This is a genomic window from Rhodococcus sp. UFZ-B548, assembly GCF_903819475.1.
Lineage (GTDB): Bacteria > Actinomycetota > Actinomycetes > Mycobacteriales > Mycobacteriaceae > Rhodococcus_F > Rhodococcus_F erythropolis.
In genome coordinates this window covers 12,447-30,634 of the sequence record NZ_CAIJDS010000056.1, presented here as the reverse complement: position 1 = coordinate 30,634, position 18,188 = coordinate 12,447, and the positions used below count along the sequence as shown (strand labels likewise).

Genomic DNA, 18,188 nt, shown 5'->3' with positions numbered 1-18,188 from the left:
CGAGCGAGGATCCAATTCAGGCTTCGCTCGCAACGATGACCGGGCAGTGAGCTTTTCGAATCATTGCACTGCTCGTGGTGCCGAGAGCGGTGTCGTCGAACGAACCTCGGCCGCGCCGGCCCACGACGAGAAGCCTTGCTTCGGTGGAGAGTTGTTCCAGAATGGCAACCGAAGGGCCGTCGTACTCGATCTGTCGGATGGTGACGCCGGGGTAGAGCGTGGCCCAACCTGACAGTTGCCACGTCAGCGGCGTCGAATGCTGGGGCGCGTGCCCGGCTTCGAAGTTTCGACTCAGCTCGGCCTCCGGCGGGACAGCGTGCACGACGACCAGTTCGGTGTTCGCGGCCTCGGCTTCCTTGAATGCAATGGCCAGAGCGCTTTCGCTGTAGGCGCTTCCGTCCAAACCGACGACAACGGGAAGATCAGCCGTAGCCTGGCTTTCACACGAAGTTCCGACTGTTGCGAATGAACATGCCGGGGCGGGTGCAGTGAGATCGTCCTGTGGTGTGACGATCAAGGGGTTGACGATCAAGGCGGCCTCGGACGTCAACGCGGTGAGGATTGCGGTGTTCTCCCCCGAGATCAGATCGGTCCGGATCCGAAGATCTGGCGACACCGACTCTGCGATCTGAATGGCTTCCATGAACAGGCCGGTCGGTGATGCCGAGGTATTCGGGTCGCCGGTGTTCGGATCTGCGGTGTTCGGAGCTACGAAAACTATTCGCATCCAGAGACTGTGGCGATGCGCGAACTCGGCCGCCCACGTGATCACGTCGGTGCGCAGCGGGGATCCATCGATGCACACGACGACCGCTCCGTCTGCGGACCACTCCGAGGTGAAGACGTCAGTCGAACGTTGGGAGGTCATTCCGAGCTCCTCGCGTTATGTCTGTCGAAGGTTCTGTTGAATGCGAACTGGCTTGCAGGACAGTGCCGAACAGCAATCCTGCAACTACCATCGAGCAAGCGGCAATTGTCAGAGGCAACCACACGAGCGTCGTGACTGCGAACATGAGGACGAGCAACGGCATCAGGAGATGGCCGGGTTTCGCTCGGCGTTCAACTTGCTGACTTTCCGCCCAAGCTCGATACTTCGTGCCGTCATTCATGTCGTTTCACCTCTGTGCTTACCGTGGAAACCGGCTTGTGGCCAAGCAGTCCGACGTGCGCCTCGTCGCGCATCCTCTCGACCATGTGGGGGTAGTGCAGTTCGAATGCCGGCCGTTCACTGCGGATTCGGGGGAGTTCGGTGAAGTTGTGTCGTGGTGGCGGGCAGGACGTCGCCCATTCGAGTGAGTTTCCGAATCCCCAGGGATCGTCGACCGTCACGATCCTGCCGTACCGATAGCTCTTGAAAACGTTCCAGATGAACGGAATCGTCGAGGCTCCGAGCACAAACGCGCCGACGGTCGAGATCGTGTTGAGAAGAGTGAAATTGTCCGACGGCAGGTAATCCGCGTACCGCCGAGGCATACCCTGAGCGCCGAGCCAATGCTGGACGAGAAATGTCGCGTGAAAGCCGATCAGAGTCAACCAGAAGTGAATCTTGGCGAGCTTCTCGTCCAACATCCGGCCGGTCATTTTCGGGAACCAGAAATAGATTCCGGCGTATGTCGCGAACGCGATTGTTCCGAAGAGGACGTAATGGAAATGCGCGACAACAAAGTACGAGTCGGTGACATGAAAGTCCAGGGGCGGGCTTGCGAGAATTACGCCGGAGAGTCCGCCGAACAGGAATGTGACCAGGAAGCCGACGGAGAACAGCATCGGCGACTCGAAAGTCAACTGCCCCTTCCACATCGTGCCGATCCAGTTGAAGAACTTGACTCCGGTGGGAACTGCGATCAGGAAGGTCATGAACGAGAAGTAGGGGAGGAGAACGGCGCCGGTTGCGTACATGTGGTGCGCCCACACAGCGATCGACAGAGCTGCAATTCCCAGTGTTGCGTAGACCAATCCGGTGTATCCGAAGATCGGCTTGCGGCTGAAGACAGGGAAGATCTCGGAGACGATGCCAAAGAACGGAAGCGCCAGAATGTAGACCTCGGGATGGCCGAAGAACCAGAACAGGTGCTGCCACAACATGACTCCACCTGTCGCAGGGTCGAACAAATGCGCTCCCAGGTGCCGGTCCACCCACAGCCCGATCAAAGCAGCAGCGAGCAGCGGAAAAACGAGGAGGATCAGCATGCTGGCGACCAGCGCATTCCACGTGAAGATCGGCATGCGGAACATCGTCATCCCGGGGGCCCGCAGGCAGACGATCGTCGAAACGATGTTGACCGCGCCGAGGATGGTGCCGACGCCGCCGAGAGTAAGCCCGATGATCCACAGGTCGGCACCCATACCGGGGGAGTGGAGTTCGCTGGTGAGCGGCACGTAAGCGGTCCAGCCGAAATCTGCTGCACCACCGGGTGTTACGAACCCGGCGGAGGCGATCAGGCCGCCGAAGAGATACAACCAGTAGCTGAACGCATTGAGCCGCGGGAAACACACGTCCGGCGAGCCGATCTGCAGCGGCATGAGGTAGTTGGCGAATCCGAAGAAGACCGGGGTCGCGTACAGCAAGAGCATGATCGTGCCGTGCATGGTGAACAGCTGGTTGTACTGCTCGTTTGACAGGAATTGCATTCCCGGGACAGTCAATTCCATGCGCATGAGCAGCGCCATCAGTCCGCCGATCAGGAAGAAGGCAAACGATGTCACGATGTACATCAGCCCGATCATCTTGTGATCGGTGGTCCTCAGGATCTCGACCAGTTTCGAACCCTTCGGAGCGGTCCGGGGAGTTGCGCCGACGTGGATATCGACCTCGTCGACCGGCCGGGGCGCGAGATCAACCACGACGGCCGCCTGTGCGCATCGACGTGACGAAATACCGAGAATTCTTGGGACTGTGGAACATAAACGCAATGATCGCGGCGGCCACGACCTCGGACGAGGGGAAAAGGTCCCGAGGATCGGACAGGGCGGCATGGCGTAGATCACGTGGTCCGGTACGGTCGAAAGACAATTGTCCTTGCGGATGGAAAGCGAGTTGTCATGGCATGTCGTATCAGTGAATTGGTGCTCGGTTGCCGGGATCCTGAGGTTCTGGGGCGGTTCTGGTGCGAGGTCCTGGACTTCGTCGTGCTCGATCGAATGCACGACGGTTCTCTGGAGATCGGCCCGCGCGAAGGGTTCGGCGGTCCGCAGCCGACGATCATCCTCAGTCGCAGAGACGAACCGGAGAAGGGTAAGCCCCGCCTGCATATCGACGTCAACGCCACCGACCGCGATCAGGAAGCCGAACTTGAACGCCTATTGGGTCTTGGTGCGCGGCCGGCCGACATCGGCCAGACGGGGCAGGAACAATGGCATGTCCTGGCCGATCCAGAAGGTAACGAGTTCTGCCTGCTCAAGGCCCAACTGGATCCGCTCTGACGCTCAACCGTGCTGGATTGACAACGGACTTCGCCTGGGGCTCAGTGGAACTCGCCACACCAATTCGGTGACGCCGTTCTCGCTGGTGATGTTGTTCGAGCCGCCGCACTGACGAGCGCGGGTCGCCAGGTTGTCGAGACCGTGGATTCTGGTTGCCTGGTCGATTCCCACACCGTCGTCGACGATGCTGATGACAAGATCTTCCGTTGCCCGGATGGTGACGTCGATGGCGTTGGCATGGGCGTGCCGCAGAGCATTGCTCAACCCTTCGCGCACAACGGCTTCGGCGTGCGGGGCGAGTCGAGCCGGGACGGAACTGTCGATGGTCCCCTCGAAAGTGACGCTGGGAGTGATCGACGAGTGACCGGACAGACCGTTGACGGCGTCGAGTAATCGGCGTCGCAGGCTTGTGGGAGTCGACATCTCGCTCGTGTGGAGGTCGAAGACTGCGGTGCGGATTTCGCGGACCGTTCGATCGAGTTGATCAACGGAGTTGTCCAACACCGTGCGAATGGTTTCCTCGTCGCCGGGACGTTGCAATGCCCCCTGCAAACTCAATCCGGTGGCGAACAACTGCTGAATGACGTGGTCGTGAAGATCACGCGCGATTCGGTCTCGATCTTCGAGGACGTCGACCAGTCGCTCTTTTCGTTGCTGTTCGGCGAATTCGACAGTGACAGCGGCGATGTCGGCCATTGCCGTCAGCTGCTCGATCTCATCGACGCCCCACGGACGATCGCTGCGGCGTGATGCGAAGAGGACGCCGCCGCCGAACGAGGTTCCCGACAATGGGAGTGCGACGACGGATTCCTCGCTGGAAACATGCAGTGCCGGAACAGCACTGGCGCTGGGGGCGGAAATCGTTCGCCGGCTGCGGGCAGCTTCGTCGATCACGGTTCCGGAAAGATCGAGAACTGTGCCGTCCGAGACGGTCGTCCCGCGAGTCCGGGATTCTGCGACGTGAACACCCGGCCCTTCGCCGAGGTCGTAGCGAACTATGCACACCAGATTGCCGTCGGTGAGACGGCGCGTCGTGCGAACCAGTTCGGCCAGTGTCTCGTCGCGAGATCCTCCACTGAGCAGGCGTGCGTTTACGGCGGCGACGGCCTTGAGCCACGCTTCCCGCGTTTGGGATTCCTCGAACAGACGCGCATTGTCGATGGCGATGCTCGCAGCGTTTGCCAGAATCTGGAGTACGGCCTCGTCACGGTCGTCGAATGCAGTCCGTTCCGAGCTGTCCGCGAGGTAGATGCTGCCGAACACCTCGCCCCTGACGAAGATCGGAACACCGAGAAACGTGTCCATCGGTGGGTGATTGGTTGGAAACCCCGCCGAGGACGGGTGTGAGGCGATTCGGTCGGTTCGAACCGGACAAGGTTCTTGAACGACCAGGCCCAGCAGTCCGTGACCTTCGGGAAGATGCCCGATCTTGGCAACCTGCCCCTGATTCAAACCGGAATGGATGAAGCGGGACAAGCGGCCGTCGGGAGACTTCACGCCGAGCGCACCGTAGTCCGCTTCGAGCACATGTCTTGCGACATCGACTATCTGTTGCAGCGTTTCGTCGAGTTGGAGGGTGGACCCGACAGTCAATACGGCACTGAGCAGCTTGGGAATTGCAGTCGGGTTGAGGGCAGTCAGCTCTGCGCTTCCGGCGATGTCGCCGAAAAGGCTGAGCATGAGCGCGTCGCGGCTACCTGGCATGGTGTGTGCCTGTAGTGGCGGAGAATGGTGAACCGGACGGCGTCAGTAGGTGTGTGGTCGCCTGTCCCGATGGATCCGGGTGAGCAGTGCCCGCACGAAGCTTTGTCGCCAGAACTGCAGCCTGAGTTCGACGTTCGAGACCCAGTTTTTCGAGGATGCGTGAGACGTAGTTCTTGACTGTTTTCTCCGAGAGTTCCGCGTGCGTGCTGATCTCTCGATTGCTCAGCCCCTTGCCGATCAACTCGAAGATCAACAGTTCCTGATCGGTCAACAGTGCTGCCGCAGTACCCGACTCCTGCTCGGATCGGATGCGCCGGACCAAACCGACCACCGCCTGAGTGTTCAACAGCGATTTGCCGGTGGCGACCGTACGGATCGCGGATACCAGGTCGTGGCCGCGGATGTTCTTGAGGACGAATCCGCGTGCGCCGGCGATCAGGGCGTCGAGTAGGGCGTCGTCGTCGGAGTACGACGTGAGCATCAGCGTGGCCGCTTCCGGACAGGTCGACGCCAGTTCCCGGCACAGTTCCACACCGTTGCCGTCGGGAAGTCTGACGTCCATGACGACCACGTCGGGTCGGCATTCGGGTATTCCATCCGAAGCTTCGCGAACACACGACGCCTCGCCCACAACGTTGAATCCCGATACCTGATTCAACAGGTCTGCCAATCCACGACGGACGATCTCGTGGTCGTCGACCAGATAGATGCCGATCGTCACGGTGGTCACCTCTTCCAGCTCGCGCCTGCCATCGATGTTACCGGACGGTAATGTACTGGCAAGGACGGGTTGTTCGTCAAACGGTCGACAAAAACCCGCGTCGAACGGTGCGAGACCGAGTGTCGATTGCACAGAGTCAAAGGTCCCGATCGCGACGAGATATGGATCACCGAGGTACGGCTAGGCGATCAGTGTGAAGTGAATGTGATTGCGCCGGTGCCGTTTCGATCGTTTCAGTCCGTAGGCGCGAGTTCGACCGAAACGTAAACTCCCTTGCCTTTTCGATGTGCGAGGGCTTCGCCAGGACGATCGATACCGTCCAGTTGGAGAACGATGGGGCCTTGTTCCGGATAGAAATTGCGCCACCAGCTTTTCTTGTCCGGCATGGCAACTCCGATCGTCACATGGTCGCCTTTTCTTTTGTAGGACACGGGCGCGCTGAAGGTACGTCCCGATTTGCGGCCGACGTAGGTGATGACGGTCATTGAACGGCCGAGTAATTTGCCCACGATCGGAGCGCCGATCAGTGGTTGGACCACTACGTTGACGGCGGCGGACACACGTTGGAAAGTGTTCACAAGAAGCCCTTTCGCTTCGGATGCTGCACGGATTCGAACGCTGCACGGAAATGGTGCGTGCTGTAGTTCTATCCTGCTCGACGGTGATTGTCGCGTGGCAGAAATTGGTACAAACCGGTGCGCCGAAGCGAGTAGCGTGGGGGTACGTCGAGGGTCATTCGTATATGCGCGGTCAAGCCATGTCGTCCTCGACGCCAACCCGGTCTGTGGTCGAACGGCCGAGAACTGGAGCGCCTGTATGGCGTCGAACCCGTCCGATGTGTCGAATGCACCAGGGCAAGCCGAGTCGACAGACGCGGATCAGAAAACGCCGTCCATCTGCCCTGCGTGTCAGCACAGTATGGAATCCCACGATCCGCTCGGCGTTCGGTTCTGCGCAGTGACAGCCGACCGCGGTCTCGATCGAAAGTGCATCTGCGCTGCCGATCGTGAGGAGATGCAGCACTATTCGCGATACTGATCCGCCTGGGCATCACGTCAATTCCTTCGTCAAGATTCGACTGCCACCTCGACGACACTGCCCGCGCCACTGAAACGCGCCGCGGGTGAACCGCACTGAGCAACAGATTCATTCTCGTCGCGACCACTTGCCGCGCAGAAGCATCAGTGCGGTAAGGGTGAGGCCCCATCCGATCGTGGACAGTGCGACGCCCACGCCTGCCTGTCCGGTGACATCAGTACTGGCGTCGATACTGAATGCTGTGGTGAATCCCGCAGCCGTGCCGGCAGCTGCAGTCAGGCCGCCTGCCTTCATCCATCGCGACCGATGCGCGGAAACGAAACACGCGAGGATCACCGTTAATCCGCAGGCAAACACCTGCCAGGGAGGAAACTGCGTCGGGGCAGGCAGGCCGGGGCCGCGGAATCCGCCTTTGTAGTCGGCTGACCAGCTGAGCCAGCCCACACAAGACAGAAAGCCCAGCGCAAAGGCCAACAGGCCGGTGCGCCACAGTCCGAGTGGGCCCGATCCCGTGCGCCCGGCGTCGAGGGCGGTCGTGGAGTGCTCCACGCCACTTCGTTCCGAACGCCAGATTGTCCAGATGATGCTTGCGCCGATAGTTGTGGGCACGCCGACGAAGATGAATGCAATCCAGAGAAACTGCGGCCAGGAAAACTCGAGATCGACAGTCATGATCGGAGTATGCGCGAACTTCGAATCCTGTGCGCCCATCTACCGATCTGGCGAGTTGCGGGTCAACCTTCCTCGACCTTCTCCACATGTGTACTTGTCGGGTCCAGGTCGAAATTCCGTGCGTTGATCAGTCGAAGCCTGGGCACCGGATCGCCCGTGGTGTCGTCGATCAAGATCGAGTGTGGCTCACCGTCATCGAAGGCGTGGCGCTCTCCCCATTGCCGCAGGCTCGTGATCACGATGAACAGATCCATACCGCGTTCGGTCAAGACGTACTCGTTGCGAGTACCTTGCTCGTTCGGTCGGACTTCGAAAATTCCTTGCTCGACAAGGGTTTTCAGCCTGTCCGTCAAGATATTCTTTGCGATGCCCAGGTTTCGCTGAAACTGACTGAACCTCGACGACCCGTCGAAGGCGTCTCGCACGATCAACAGTGACCATCTGTCGCCGATGATGTCGGCCGCTCGGGCCGTCGGGCAGTGCGGGTCCGTCCATTGCGTGCGATCAGGCATCGGGTTCCTCATTGGTTGCGTTTTGAAACTGTATTGACATAGTCTTCAAATGGTATCAAAACGCAACCAAATTGAGGTGGAAGTGATTGCACGTCAATCTGTCGAGAACGCACGGGACAAGTTCAAAATGCCTCGTGGACTTCGCCTGTTGCTCGCGGTGCTCTGCGGTGTCTCGGTAGCCAATATCTACTACGCACAGCCGCTCCTCGGGCAAATCGGTTCAGATCTTTCCATCCCTCCGGCCGGCCTCGGCTTCGTAGTCGCACTCGCCCAAATGGGTTACGTGGTGGGGTTGATCGTGTTGGTGCCACTGAGCGATCTCGTGAATCGCAAAAAATTGATCGCAATCCAGATCGTCTCTGCTGCAACAGGAACGATGCTTGTTGCTCTTGCCACCACGAATCTGCAACTGCTGATCGGGATGGCTGTCGCAGGCACGTTCTCGGTCGTCGTTCAAGTCGTAGTCGCCTACGCTGCGGCAATCAGCGACCCAGATGAGCGGGGCGCAAACATCGGTGTGATCACCAGCGGCGTTGTCGTCGGCATCATCCTCGCTCGGACTGTCGCCGGCGCAGTTGCGGATCTGGCAGGCTGGCGGGCTGTCTACGCGGGATCCACCTTGATTTCGGTCCTGATCGCGGCGCTCGCGTTGACGATGCTGCCGAAAGACCCTCGTTCGCACTCGGATCGGGGTTCGTACGTGGGTGCAATGGGATCGGTCGTGACATTGACTCTTACGAACCGACTATTTCGCACAAGGGCTCTGATCACCCTGTTCCTGTTCGCGTCCTTCGGTGCGCTCTGGAGCGGTATGGCATTACCACTGAGCGAGGAGCCGTGGCGATTGTCGACCACACAGATCGGGCTCTTCGGAATCGCCGGATTGGTCGGAGCATTGGGCGCGATCGGTGCCGGACGTTGGGCCGATCAAGGCAAAGCCCAACGCGTCACCGGGGCGTCGTTGGTCGTTCTCTTGCTGTCGTGGGTTTTCAACGCGCAGGCGACGCACTCGCTGGTGTTACTCGTAGTCGGTGTTGTTGCGTTGGACTTCGCCGTGCAGGCTGTTCATGTCTCGAGCCAGAACCTGATCGTCGCGGATGAACCGGAATCGGCCGGGCGGACCATCGGTAGTTACATGGTGTTCTATTCGTTGGGCAGCGCGGCTGGGGCGGTTTCCACCACTATGGTTTTCGACGCGGCAGGGTGGGGCGCTGCAAGTATTCTCGGCGGCGCCTACGCGTTTGCAGCCTTGATCGTGTGGACGGTCGATCGATTGCGGACCCGCAACACCCTAGGGAGTTGGGAGCCACGTCCTGGCCGCGACGACCAAGGCGTTCACACCGATGGTCAGGGTCGGCTCGATCACGGGAGCGTAGTGCGGGGAGTGGTTCGACGGCACGGTTCGCAAAGCCGGATCGGTCATGTCACCTGTCGTGAACAGTGAAGGGTCGGTACCGCCCAACAACCAGTATGAGAGTGGCGCACCGGCACTGGTCGCGAGAATGCCGACGTCTTCACTACCTGCTCCTGCGCCGGGATCGAGAATCTTGTTCGTCCCCAACCATTCGGCAAACGCATCAAGTGTCTTGTCCAGCGCCGCCGGGTCATTGACGACGATCGGAAAGTGCTCCGTCTCGGTGATGGTCGGTGGGGTGGGAGCGCCGGCGGTGGCCGCTTCGCCCTGGACGATGCGGTCGACGCTATCCAGGATGCGCTGACGCACAACTGCGTCGTAGCTGCGGATGTTGAGTTGCAGTTCTGCTTCGCCGGGAATGACGTTGGCGGCATCTCCAGCATGGATGGAGCCGACGGTGAGGACAGCTGTTGCAGTACTCGGGACCTCGCGTGAGATGACAGTTTGCAAACGCAACACGGTTTCGGCCGCCATGACCACGGGATCGACCGAGTTCTCCGGCATAGATCCGTGGGCGCCCTTTCCGACCAGTCTCACACGAAGTGAGTCCGATCCCGCATACGAGGGGCCGGCGTGCCCGGCGATCGTGCCTGCCGGTAGCGGCGATACGTGTTGGCCGAGAACGATGTCGGGCTTCGGGAATCGCTCGAACAGTCCGTCGTCGACCATGGCTTGCGCACCCGCGCCAAGTTCCTCCGCCGGTTGGAAGACGAGGACAAGAGTGCCGGACCAGGTCGTCGTGTCCTGCGAGAGGATCCGGGCTGCACCGAGTAAGCAGGTCGTATGCAGGTCATGGCCGCACGCGTGGCTGACCGAGACGGTCTTCCCCTGATCGTCGGTCGTTGTCACGGTGCTGGCGTAGTCCAATCCGGTTTCTTCCCGAACCGGGAGGGCATCCATGTCCGCACGCAGCAGCGCTGTGGGGCCCGCTCCGTTCTTCAGGACTCCGACGACTCCGGTTGTCCCGACGCCGGTAGTCGTGTCGAATCCCAGTGCTGTCAAATGTCCTTCCACCAGACTGGATGTTCGATGCTCGTGAAATCCAAGTTCCGGGTTGCCGTGGAGGTCTTTGTACAGGTCGATCAAATCCAGATCCACTGCGATCGTTTCGTGCACTGACGAGGTCATGAGAGTCCTCTCGGTAGCGTCTTTTCAGGCTAACCGGGATGACGGGTCGGTAAACAGGACCTTAGGCCCCACCGCGTCCGCGATGCGGAGTTCTGGTGCTACGGCACGTAGAACGATGCGACACCTGGGGTGATGATGGATCCGGCCACAGACGTCACGGCGACAGCGACTTGACCGGTCCCGGTCTGCACGATCGCCCCTGCCGGGACTCCGTTCAGACCGTCCGAGAGACGAGCGGAGCCGGAGACCCCGGTCGAAAGGTTCAGCCAGCGCACTTCGGACGAGAGCAGGCATCCCCAGCGGTCTTCCTTGCCCCCGGTGATCGTCACCGTGCCGGGTAGTTCGCCGACTACAGCTACGCAGCGGACCGCCGGCGCGTCGAAGCTGCCGTTCGGGTTGCCGTACGGCGCAGGGTTGATCTGGAATGGAATGGTCACCGCAGCGGATGCGAGCGCTACCGACGTCAGAGCCGACGTGATCACGACGGATGTGCAGACGCTCAGTCGGCGAACGAGATTCATCACGGAGGCCTCCAGCCATATCCAGGCGATTTGCTTATTCCCCGACATAACGTCTTGGTCGTAATTTCCCTTCTTGCACCGCCGCATTGAAGACGGCAGCCTCACCATATCCGGTTGCACAGGAGAATTCAGGTACTCGTCGCTATTCGATACCTGTAGCGGCCTCAGATGCCGTCCGTCGAACCGCTCGAGGGGATCAGAACGCGCGGATTCAAGATGTTGTTGGGGTCGACAGCGTTCTTGATGGTCCTGTTCAGTTTGCTGACGACGGGATCGAGCGAGTTCGACAAGCGATCTCGTTTATCTTGTCCTACACCATATTCTGTTGCTGCGAATCCGCCCAGAGTGCTCACGAGTTGATAGATTTCTTGTCGCGCCGCGGAGGCGGATTCAGCGGCGGCCACGTCTCCGATGGGGTAGTTGAGGACTGGGTGCGTGAGCTCGTCGGCTGCGTGGGTGTAGCTGACGATGGTGGTGTTGTAGCGCTTCGCGATGTCGGCTATACCGTCGGTGAGCTCGGGGAGTCTGTCGATGGGTACCGCGACGTCGTCGCCGATGACCACCCCTTTCTGCTCGAAGGCTTCGTAAACGGCATAGCGGGGGCGGATGAACAGTTCGCCTTCGTGAGGGTCGTCGGTAGCGTATGTAGCTGTGGCTCGATGCTTTTCGCAGAGAGTGCTCATCAATTTCATCTCTGTCTCTGCGCCGTTACCGGCGTCGGATCGCCCGATCAGGAGTGCTCCGGCATCGGTGTCCAGTTCCATGTTGAGGAATTCTTCCGCCACCTTGATGGCTGCGTTGTCGAGGATTTCGAGTTCTGAAGGGCGTATAGAACTTGTGATATCTCGGGCAGCGGCAACTGCGTCGGCCATGAGTGGAAAGAAGGCCACCAATGTGTGGGGAGTCGGAGGCTGAGGGATGAGTCGCAGCGTCAGTTCGGTTATCACACCGAGCGTTCCTTCACTGCCGACGAATAGCTTGGTCAACGCAAGCCCTGGGGTGTCTTTGATCCGTTTTCCGCCCAGTTCGGCGACGGATCCATCAGGCAGCACAACCGTCATACCCAGGATGTAATCACTGGTGACGCCGTATTTTATGCAGCACGGTCCGCCTGCGTTGGTGGCGGCATTACCGCCGATGGAACAGATTTCATAAGACGACGGGTCTGGTGGATAGTACAAACCTTCGCGCGCGGCAACAGCCTTGACGTCATTGGTGATTGCCCCTGGTTCGACGATCGCGGTTCGTGACGAGACGTCCACTCGAATAGATTTCATTCGCTCGAGGCTGAGGGTGATAGCGCCGTCGACGGCGGTGGATCCGCCGACGACGCTCGTGCCGGCGCCCCGTGGAATGACCGGGACATTGTGACTGTTGGCGAAGCGCAAGGTCTCCTGGACATCTGCCGTCGTCGAAGCACGTACGACGGCGATCGGAGTGCCGGCTGCGGGATCGAAACTCCAGTCCTGCCGATAGGACTGGAGTAGATCTGGATCTGTGATCATCGCACCCGGCGACAATCGCTGGGCGAGCGTGTTCAAAGCATCGACATTGACCATGATCTGGCTTCAGCCTTCCGATCCGAGATGTGAAACTCATTGTGTCCAAGGCACGTCCGTGGACCTAAGAGTTGAAAGTTAGTATCTCGAGTGCGGTTGAGATCCACCGAATGTGGCGTACGTCATATGTTGCTGAGGTCGGTCAGTACCTGATCGAAGGCGCCGGTACGTCCAGGTGTCACTACCTTCTGAAACAGAGTCAGGACACACTCGTCAAGGGTGTCCGTTGCCGTGAGGGTTCTTCTGGTGACGATACTTCTACCGGACCATCGCCCACGTTCCATGTGAGCCAATGCGATTCCGTCACGTCGGGCTGTTGCCTTTCGGCCCGATGAATGCACGAAGAGGTATCTTCTGCCCGCGATATCGACTTCGCACAGCTTGTTCTTGCGGCGCATGGCCTTGGGTCTCTGGTCGATCAGAGTCCCGATCGTTCCGTCGGACAATCGAAGTGATGCAGGTCGGCCCTTGCGGAATGTGAGCCTTGGTCGATCCTGCTCGGCTGTTGACGATTTCCTCTTCCGCCCGCCGGAAACGGTCTCCAATTCGTCGTCGGGTGCGGGAATCAGTTCGCCTTGGACGCTCCCCGACGGATCGAATATCGATACGGCCGAACCACCTTCGGCAAGGTTCACGAACCAGCCGGTCTCTGTAGGGGTGTTCCATTTCATGTAGATGATTATTCTTCATCGGTGCCGAGGAACATCAGCAGATAGTCCGAGACGAGGATCGCAGTTGTCGGGAAAGACCTCGACGGACTCGAGCACCAAATCGCGCAGTGCATCGATCACTTCGCCTCGTGACGGAGCTTCTTCGCTGAATTCGTTGACAATCGCTTCGACAGCCAGACGATGAAGAGCCTCGTGCTGGTCGAAGACGTGGCGTAAGCGGGGCAGCATGCCGCGTACGGCGTCAGGCTCGAGTGAGTGGGCGATAAATCCGACGGCCCGCCCGTCGAGGTTGCAGGTCAGGCTGTAGTAGTCGTCGTCCAATCGCTCACCGTCAGACAAGATGTAGTGCCCGCGGACAAGGGTGCCGAGCGCTTCGTCAGTGATGCCGAAGCCGGAGTCTGTCGTCACGAGAGCAGCCTAAAGGTCGACGAGGGCAAGGCGTAGTTCTGCTGAGACGGCCACAACGTCCGAACCGTGGCAGGAGCTGTTTTTCGCCAATCCACTCGCAATGTCCCGCTGACTGGGCATCCGGAACCTTCTGCGCGGCGACTGCCTTAGCGTTCTACGTCGATAACCACGTGAAGGGATTTGTTCAATGGCTAAGAATCAGGCACCCCCCGCGACACAAGCCAAGGACATCGTTGTCGATCTATTGGTGATCGGGTCCGGTACCGGCATGGCTGCCGCCCTCACCGCGAACGAACTCGGCTTGTCCACGCTGATCGTGGAGAAGACGCAGTACGTCGGCGGTTCGACGGCGCGGTCCGGTGGGGCGTTCTGGATGCCTGCCAACCCGATCTTGGCGAAAGCCGGTGCGGGCGACACCGTTGAGCGAGCGAAGACATACGTGCGTTCGGTGGTCGGTGATACTGCCCCTGCCCAACGAGGAGAAGCATTCGTCGACAACGGTGCGGCCACTGTCGACATGCTCTACCGCACGACGCCCATGAAGTTCTTCTGGGCCAAGGAATACTCCGATTACCACCCCGAACTGCCGGGCGGTAGCGCCGCCGGACGTACCTGCGAGTGCCTGCCGTTCGACGCGTCGGTACTGGGAGCGGAACGCGGTCGCCTGCGCCCCGGTTTGATGGAAGCCGGACTGCCGATGCCGGTGACGGGTGCGGATTACAAGTGGATGAACCTGATGGTGAAGAAGCCGAGCAAGGCTTTTCCCCGCATCATCCGCCGCCTGGCGCAAGGCGTTTACGGCAAGTACGTCCTCAAGCGTGAATACATCGCGGGCGGTCAGGCGCTCGCCGCCGGACTGTTCGCCGGTGTGGTCCAGGCCGGTATCCCGGTGTGGACGGAAACGTCGTTGGTTCGGCTCATCACCGAAGATGGCCGCGTAACGGGTGCAGTTGTGGTGCAAGACGGACGTGAAGTGACGGTGACCGCTCGGCGCGGTGTCGTCCTGGCAGCCGGCGGGTTCGACCACAACATGGAGTGGCGCCACAAGTACCAGTCGGAGAGCCTCGGTGAGCATGAGAGCCTGGGCGCAGAGGGCAACACCGGCGAAGCGATCGAGGCAGCACAAGAGCTCGGTGCAGGTATCGGATCGATGGATCAGTCCTGGTGGTTCCCCGCGGTGGCAAGCATCAAGGGCCGCCCGCCGATGGTGATGCTCGCAGAGCGTGCGCTGCCCGGCTCTTTCATCGTCGACCAGACCGGTCGTCGATTCGTGAACGAGGCGACGGACTACATGTCGTTCGGCCAGCGCGTGCTCGAACGGGAAAAGGCTGGCGATCCGGCCGAGTCGATGTGGTTTGTTTTCGACCAGGAGTACCGCAACAGCTACGTGTTCGCAGGCGGTATCTTCCCCCGCCAGCCGCTTCCGCAGGCGTTCTTCGAGTCGGGCATCGCGCACCAGGCGAGCAGTCCGGCCGAACTCGCCCGAAAGGTCGGTCTCCCCGAGGATGCGTTTGCCGAGTCCTTCCAGAAGTTCAACGAGGCCGCTGCTGCAGGTAGCGATGCGGAGTTCGGTCGCGGCGGCAGTGCATACGATCGGTACTACGGCGACCCGACAGTGTCTCCGAACCCGAATCTGCGCCAGCTCGACAAGAGCGCCCTCTATGCGGTGAAGATGACGCTCAGCGACCTGGGCACCTGCGGCGGTGTGCAGGCGGACGAGCATGCACGCGTGCTTCGTGAGGACGGCAGCGTCATCGACGGCCTGTACGCGATCGGCAATACCGCGGCCAACGCATTCGGTCACACCTACCCAGGCGCCGGCGCGACGATCGGCCAGGGGCTGGTTTACGGATACATCGCGGCCCATCACGCAGCAGAGAAGTAGCTCAAACCGTAGATGCACTAGCTAGTAGATCGACCTGACGGGAGATCAGCGCGCGTTTCCGATGCCGGACGTGCACTGGTCTCCCGTTCGGCGTGTAGCAGCAATGCCAGCTGTATGTCCCATCTCGGTAACGCTGACGTGCCGGGTGACCGAGGCGCGGTATCGTCTCCAGAAGTGATGTGAGGCACTGATTTTTTCACCAGATGCCGTGGAATGAAGTGGCGCCTGATATCGACCGGTCGGGTCGAAAGCGCAAAAACAGGTACGTACCCAGGTAATTCAACCGTGGCGTGGAGCGTCGTGAAGCGACAGCGTATGAGGTGATTCCTCATCCGCAACGCAAGGATCTCCATGTTCCACCCCATTTCCGACCATCCGGGTAGACACCCACCCTGTCGATCTTCGAACGAAATGCCCTCAGTTCGGTCCGGCATTCGTAGTCCTCGATCAACGATCGATTCAGGCACTGCCTCGATGTAAAACCCGTATCTCCTGTGCTGTCACCAGGAGATACAGACCTGCGGGTCTATGCGCGCGATCGCGTTCGAGAGTGGTCACCGTACTTCTCTCCATGGCGCAATCCGAAAATTTCACTCCAACGGAGTCTCGGTGCGATGCACCGCGTAGCTCAGCACGTACTGAGTGCTGTCTGGCGGTAGAGCCTGCGCCGGCTCCGAGCACATCAGTCAAGGAAAATATGAGTAAGCACAGAAAACACAAGCCTTCCAGCACAAAACGATTCATCGCCGTAACTGCAGGACTGGGCGCCCTTGTGGGGGCCGGAGCAGTTGTCAATGCAGGTACCGCCGGTGCGCAGGGCTGGTCGGCGAGTTGCAGTTGGGAGTGGCCGGTAAGCGGATCACTTTCGCAGGGGTACCACGCGGGACATGACGGAGTCGACTTCGCTGTCAACGTCGGCACCGCGCTTCACGCGCCGACATCGGGCACGATTTCTGTTGCCGGACCCAATGATCCGGGTGGATACGGAACGTACATCCAGTTGGAAGCGGACAGTGGCGAGCAGATTCAGATGGGCCACCTCTCCGAAACCTGGGTCGGTGTGGGGCAGCACGTCGAGGTAGGCGACCAGATCGGGGCAACGGGTAACACCGGTAGCTCCACCGGTCCACATCTGCACCTCCGCATTCACAGTGGTGGCGCCGTCGATCCCATGTCCTTCCTGAGTTCGATCGGGGCGTGCGATACCGGGTCGAGTATCGTGCCCGCACCCGCACCCGCACCCGCACCCGTGCCGGCACCGGAAGTAGCACCCGAATCCGCACCGGAACCGGCGCCAGTTCCCGTTGTCTACTCTGAGGCAGCCGAATCTGCACCGGTAGAGAGCATTCCGGAGTCGAAGGCTCCAGTGTCTGGCGAAGAGGTAGTCGTTGCGGCCGGTGATACGTTGTTCGACCTCGCTGCAGAGCGAGGTCTCACCTGGCAGCAGCTGTGGGACATCAATCCACAGATCGCCGATCCCGACCAGATCTTTGTGGGCGACGTAATCAATCTGTGAGAGTGGATAATTCGATACTGATCCTGGGATGAGTCAACGATTCGTATACGACCGGTTCCAGTACCCGAGTTAACTCCGAGTTCCAGTTGGTGCGCGTGAGCGCTGCAGCCGGGCCGTGCATTTCACGGTCCGGCTGTTTGCGCGCTCCGAGAAGTGATTCCTACCGAAGTGCTGATGCGTGGCGGTTCGCTTCTTGGGCAGCCACGGCCAATCGCGGGGGATCTTGCCGATACTATTGAGCCCGTGAACCGGTCCGCGATCACCTCCCTACGTCGACGTTGGTCAGATGAGGGCGTCGACAATTTACGGGCGCAGCTGCTCGATCAGTCGCGGATCGTCAAGCCGCCCCACACTCTCGTCTCCCCATGGGCGGAGACCGATGACGGGCTGATCGACGTGCGTGGCCTGACAGCGGGTAGCGGTGGATTGGACATCCGGTATCTCACGTTGGAACGGATTGATCTGAGTTTCGCTCGGGGTGCGATCTCCGTCTTCGAATCCGAACTATTCGACTGCCGTTTCGATTTCGTTGCACTGACCGGACAACCCCGTTTCAATCGCCGATTCGAACGGTGCAGTTTCCGGGGTGCCACGCTCTCGCGTCTGGCGCTCGGACCGAGGGTGGTCGATTGCGATTTCACTGGAGCCAAAGCACGCGGGCTCCGCTCCGTGCCCAATACTGTGTTCGAACGATGTGCATTCGACGACACAGACCTGCCTGGTGCGCAGTTCGCCGATACCTCTTTCGTGGAGTGCACTTTCGGCGGCGCACGATTCTCGGCGGCCACGAGTTTTGTGCGGTGTTCCTTCACCCGGACCGCTGTCGAGTTCTCCGAGGCGCGAGTGTCGCGAACAACATGTGACGGCACCGCGATTCCGGATCAATGGGCAGGTGAGGCTGATTCAGCAGTCGCACTGGAGCGGTATGCCGGTCGATATGCCCGAGCACTCGGCGTGGGGGACACAGAGGGTATGGCCCTCGATCCTGAAATGGATGATTCGTAAAGGGGGCAGAT

17 protein-coding genes and 1 pseudogene are annotated in these 18,188 nt (G+C 60.1%); 6 read left to right on the top strand and 12 right to left on the bottom strand.

The annotated features are described in order from the left end of the window. Nucleotides 1-16: 16 nt before the first annotated feature. Both H7C86_RS31240 and ctaD read right to left on the bottom strand, forming a co-directional pair. Nucleotides 17-868 (bottom strand): universal stress protein, encoded by an 852-nt coding sequence (locus tag H7C86_RS31240; protein WP_182262924.1) that lies wholly within the window; start codon nucleotides 866-868, stop codon nucleotides 17-19. A 233-nt stretch (nucleotides 869-1,101) separates the two neighbouring features. Further along, nucleotides 1,102-2,844 (bottom strand): cytochrome c oxidase subunit I, encoded by a 1,743-nt coding sequence (ctaD, locus tag H7C86_RS31235; RefSeq protein ID WP_020906509.1) that lies wholly within the window; start codon nucleotides 2,842-2,844, stop codon nucleotides 1,102-1,104. 198 nt (nucleotides 2,845-3,042) lie between these two features. On the opposite strand from ctaD, the gene H7C86_RS31230 reads away from it, so the two are divergent. Further along, nucleotides 3,043-3,423 (top strand): VOC family protein, encoded by a 381-nt coding sequence (locus H7C86_RS31230; RefSeq protein WP_020906510.1) that lies wholly within the window; start codon nucleotides 3,043-3,045, stop codon nucleotides 3,421-3,423. Nucleotides 3,424-3,426: 3 nt separating this feature from the next. On the opposite strand, the gene H7C86_RS31225 is transcribed toward H7C86_RS31230, so the two are convergent. The 3 genes from H7C86_RS31225 to H7C86_RS31215 all read right to left on the bottom strand — a co-directional run bounded on the left by H7C86_RS31225 (nucleotide 3,427) and on the right by H7C86_RS31215 (nucleotide 6,426). Continuing rightward, entirely contained in the window at nucleotides 3,427-5,127 is a 1,701-nt protein-coding gene (locus H7C86_RS31225; protein ID WP_182262923.1) for a GAF domain-containing protein, read from the bottom strand. Then, nucleotides 5,117-5,848 (bottom strand): response regulator transcription factor, encoded by a 732-nt coding sequence (locus tag H7C86_RS31220; RefSeq protein WP_037120143.1) that lies wholly within the window; start codon nucleotides 5,846-5,848, stop codon nucleotides 5,117-5,119. The genes H7C86_RS31225 and H7C86_RS31220 overlap by 11 nt, the downstream gene beginning before the upstream one ends. Before the next feature lie 233 nt (nucleotides 5,849-6,081). After that, entirely contained in the window at nucleotides 6,082-6,426 is a 345-nt protein-coding gene (locus H7C86_RS31215) for a nitroreductase/quinone reductase family protein (protein WP_019747516.1), read from the bottom strand. Here H7C86_RS31215 and H7C86_RS37905 point away from each other — a divergent pair. Continuing rightward, a complete protein-coding gene (locus H7C86_RS37905) occupies nucleotides 6,323-6,886 on the top strand; it encodes an RGCVC family protein (RefSeq protein ID WP_306305299.1) in 564 nt (187 codons plus the stop codon). The two genes, H7C86_RS31215 and H7C86_RS37905, sit on opposite strands and share 104 nt — an antisense overlap. Nucleotides 6,887-6,994: 108 nt before the next feature. Here H7C86_RS37905 and H7C86_RS31210 read toward each other — a convergent pair whose 3' ends face one another. Next, on the bottom strand, nucleotides 6,995-7,597 hold the full coding sequence (locus H7C86_RS31210) for a hypothetical protein (protein ID WP_019747514.1): 603 nt from the start codon (nucleotides 7,595-7,597) through the stop codon (nucleotides 6,995-6,997). A gap of 23 nt (nucleotides 7,598-7,620) precedes the next feature. Continuing rightward, nucleotides 7,621-8,070: a helix-turn-helix domain-containing protein gene (locus H7C86_RS31205; protein ID WP_029537829.1), complete on the bottom strand. Its 450-nt coding sequence runs from the start codon at nucleotides 8,068-8,070 to the stop codon at nucleotides 7,621-7,623. A 49-nt stretch (nucleotides 8,071-8,119) separates the two neighbouring features. On the opposite strand from H7C86_RS31205, the pseudogene H7C86_RS31200 reads away from it, so the two are divergent. Beyond that, a pseudogene (locus H7C86_RS31200) lies at nucleotides 8,120-9,304 on the top strand (MFS transporter); the annotation flags it as partial. 57 nt (nucleotides 9,305-9,361) lie between these two features. Here H7C86_RS31200 and H7C86_RS31195 read toward each other — a convergent pair. The 5 genes from H7C86_RS31195 to H7C86_RS31175 form a co-directional block, all read right to left on the bottom strand. Further along, nucleotides 9,362-10,612 (bottom strand): amidohydrolase, encoded by a 1,251-nt coding sequence (locus tag H7C86_RS31195; protein WP_019747511.1) that lies wholly within the window; start codon nucleotides 10,610-10,612, stop codon nucleotides 9,362-9,364. A gap of 98 nt (nucleotides 10,613-10,710) precedes the next feature. Beyond that, complete coding sequence (locus tag H7C86_RS31190; protein ID WP_029537826.1) at nucleotides 10,711-11,133, bottom strand: hypothetical protein; 423 nt, start codon at nucleotides 11,131-11,133, stop codon at nucleotides 10,711-10,713. 164 nt (nucleotides 11,134-11,297) lie between these two features. Beyond that, a complete protein-coding gene (locus H7C86_RS31185) occupies nucleotides 11,298-12,692 on the bottom strand; it encodes an FAD-binding oxidoreductase (RefSeq protein ID WP_182262922.1) in 1,395 nt (464 codons plus the stop codon). Between the two features lie 122 nt (nucleotides 12,693-12,814). After that, the gene (locus H7C86_RS31180) at nucleotides 12,815-13,363 is read right to left on the bottom strand and encodes a hypothetical protein (RefSeq protein WP_092764895.1); all 549 of its coding nucleotides are present in this window, start codon (nucleotides 13,361-13,363) and stop codon (nucleotides 12,815-12,817) included. A gap of 15 nt (nucleotides 13,364-13,378) precedes the next feature. After that, nucleotides 13,379-13,771 carry a hypothetical protein gene (locus H7C86_RS31175; RefSeq protein ID WP_019747507.1) on the bottom strand — a complete coding sequence of 131 codons (393 nt, stop codon included), beginning with the start codon at nucleotides 13,769-13,771 and terminating at the stop codon, nucleotides 13,379-13,381. 187 nt (nucleotides 13,772-13,958) lie between these two features. Between H7C86_RS31175 and H7C86_RS31170 the strand changes: the two genes are divergently transcribed. The 3 genes from H7C86_RS31170 to H7C86_RS31160 all read left to right on the top strand — a co-directional run bounded on the left by H7C86_RS31170 (nucleotide 13,959) and on the right by H7C86_RS31160 (nucleotide 18,177). Continuing rightward, a complete protein-coding gene (locus tag H7C86_RS31170) occupies nucleotides 13,959-15,656 on the top strand; it encodes a 3-ketosteroid-delta-1-dehydrogenase (protein ID WP_020906521.1) in 1,698 nt (565 codons plus the stop codon). 697 nt (nucleotides 15,657-16,353) lie between these two features. Continuing rightward, nucleotides 16,354-17,172, top strand: coding sequence for a peptidoglycan DD-metalloendopeptidase family protein (locus H7C86_RS31165; RefSeq protein ID WP_225320302.1), 819 nt, complete (start codon nucleotides 16,354-16,356; stop codon nucleotides 17,170-17,172). A gap of 243 nt (nucleotides 17,173-17,415) precedes the next feature. Beyond that, nucleotides 17,416-18,177, top strand: coding sequence for a pentapeptide repeat-containing protein (locus H7C86_RS31160; RefSeq protein WP_021333876.1), 762 nt, complete (start codon nucleotides 17,416-17,418; stop codon nucleotides 18,175-18,177). Nucleotides 18,178-18,188 lie beyond the last annotated feature (11 nt).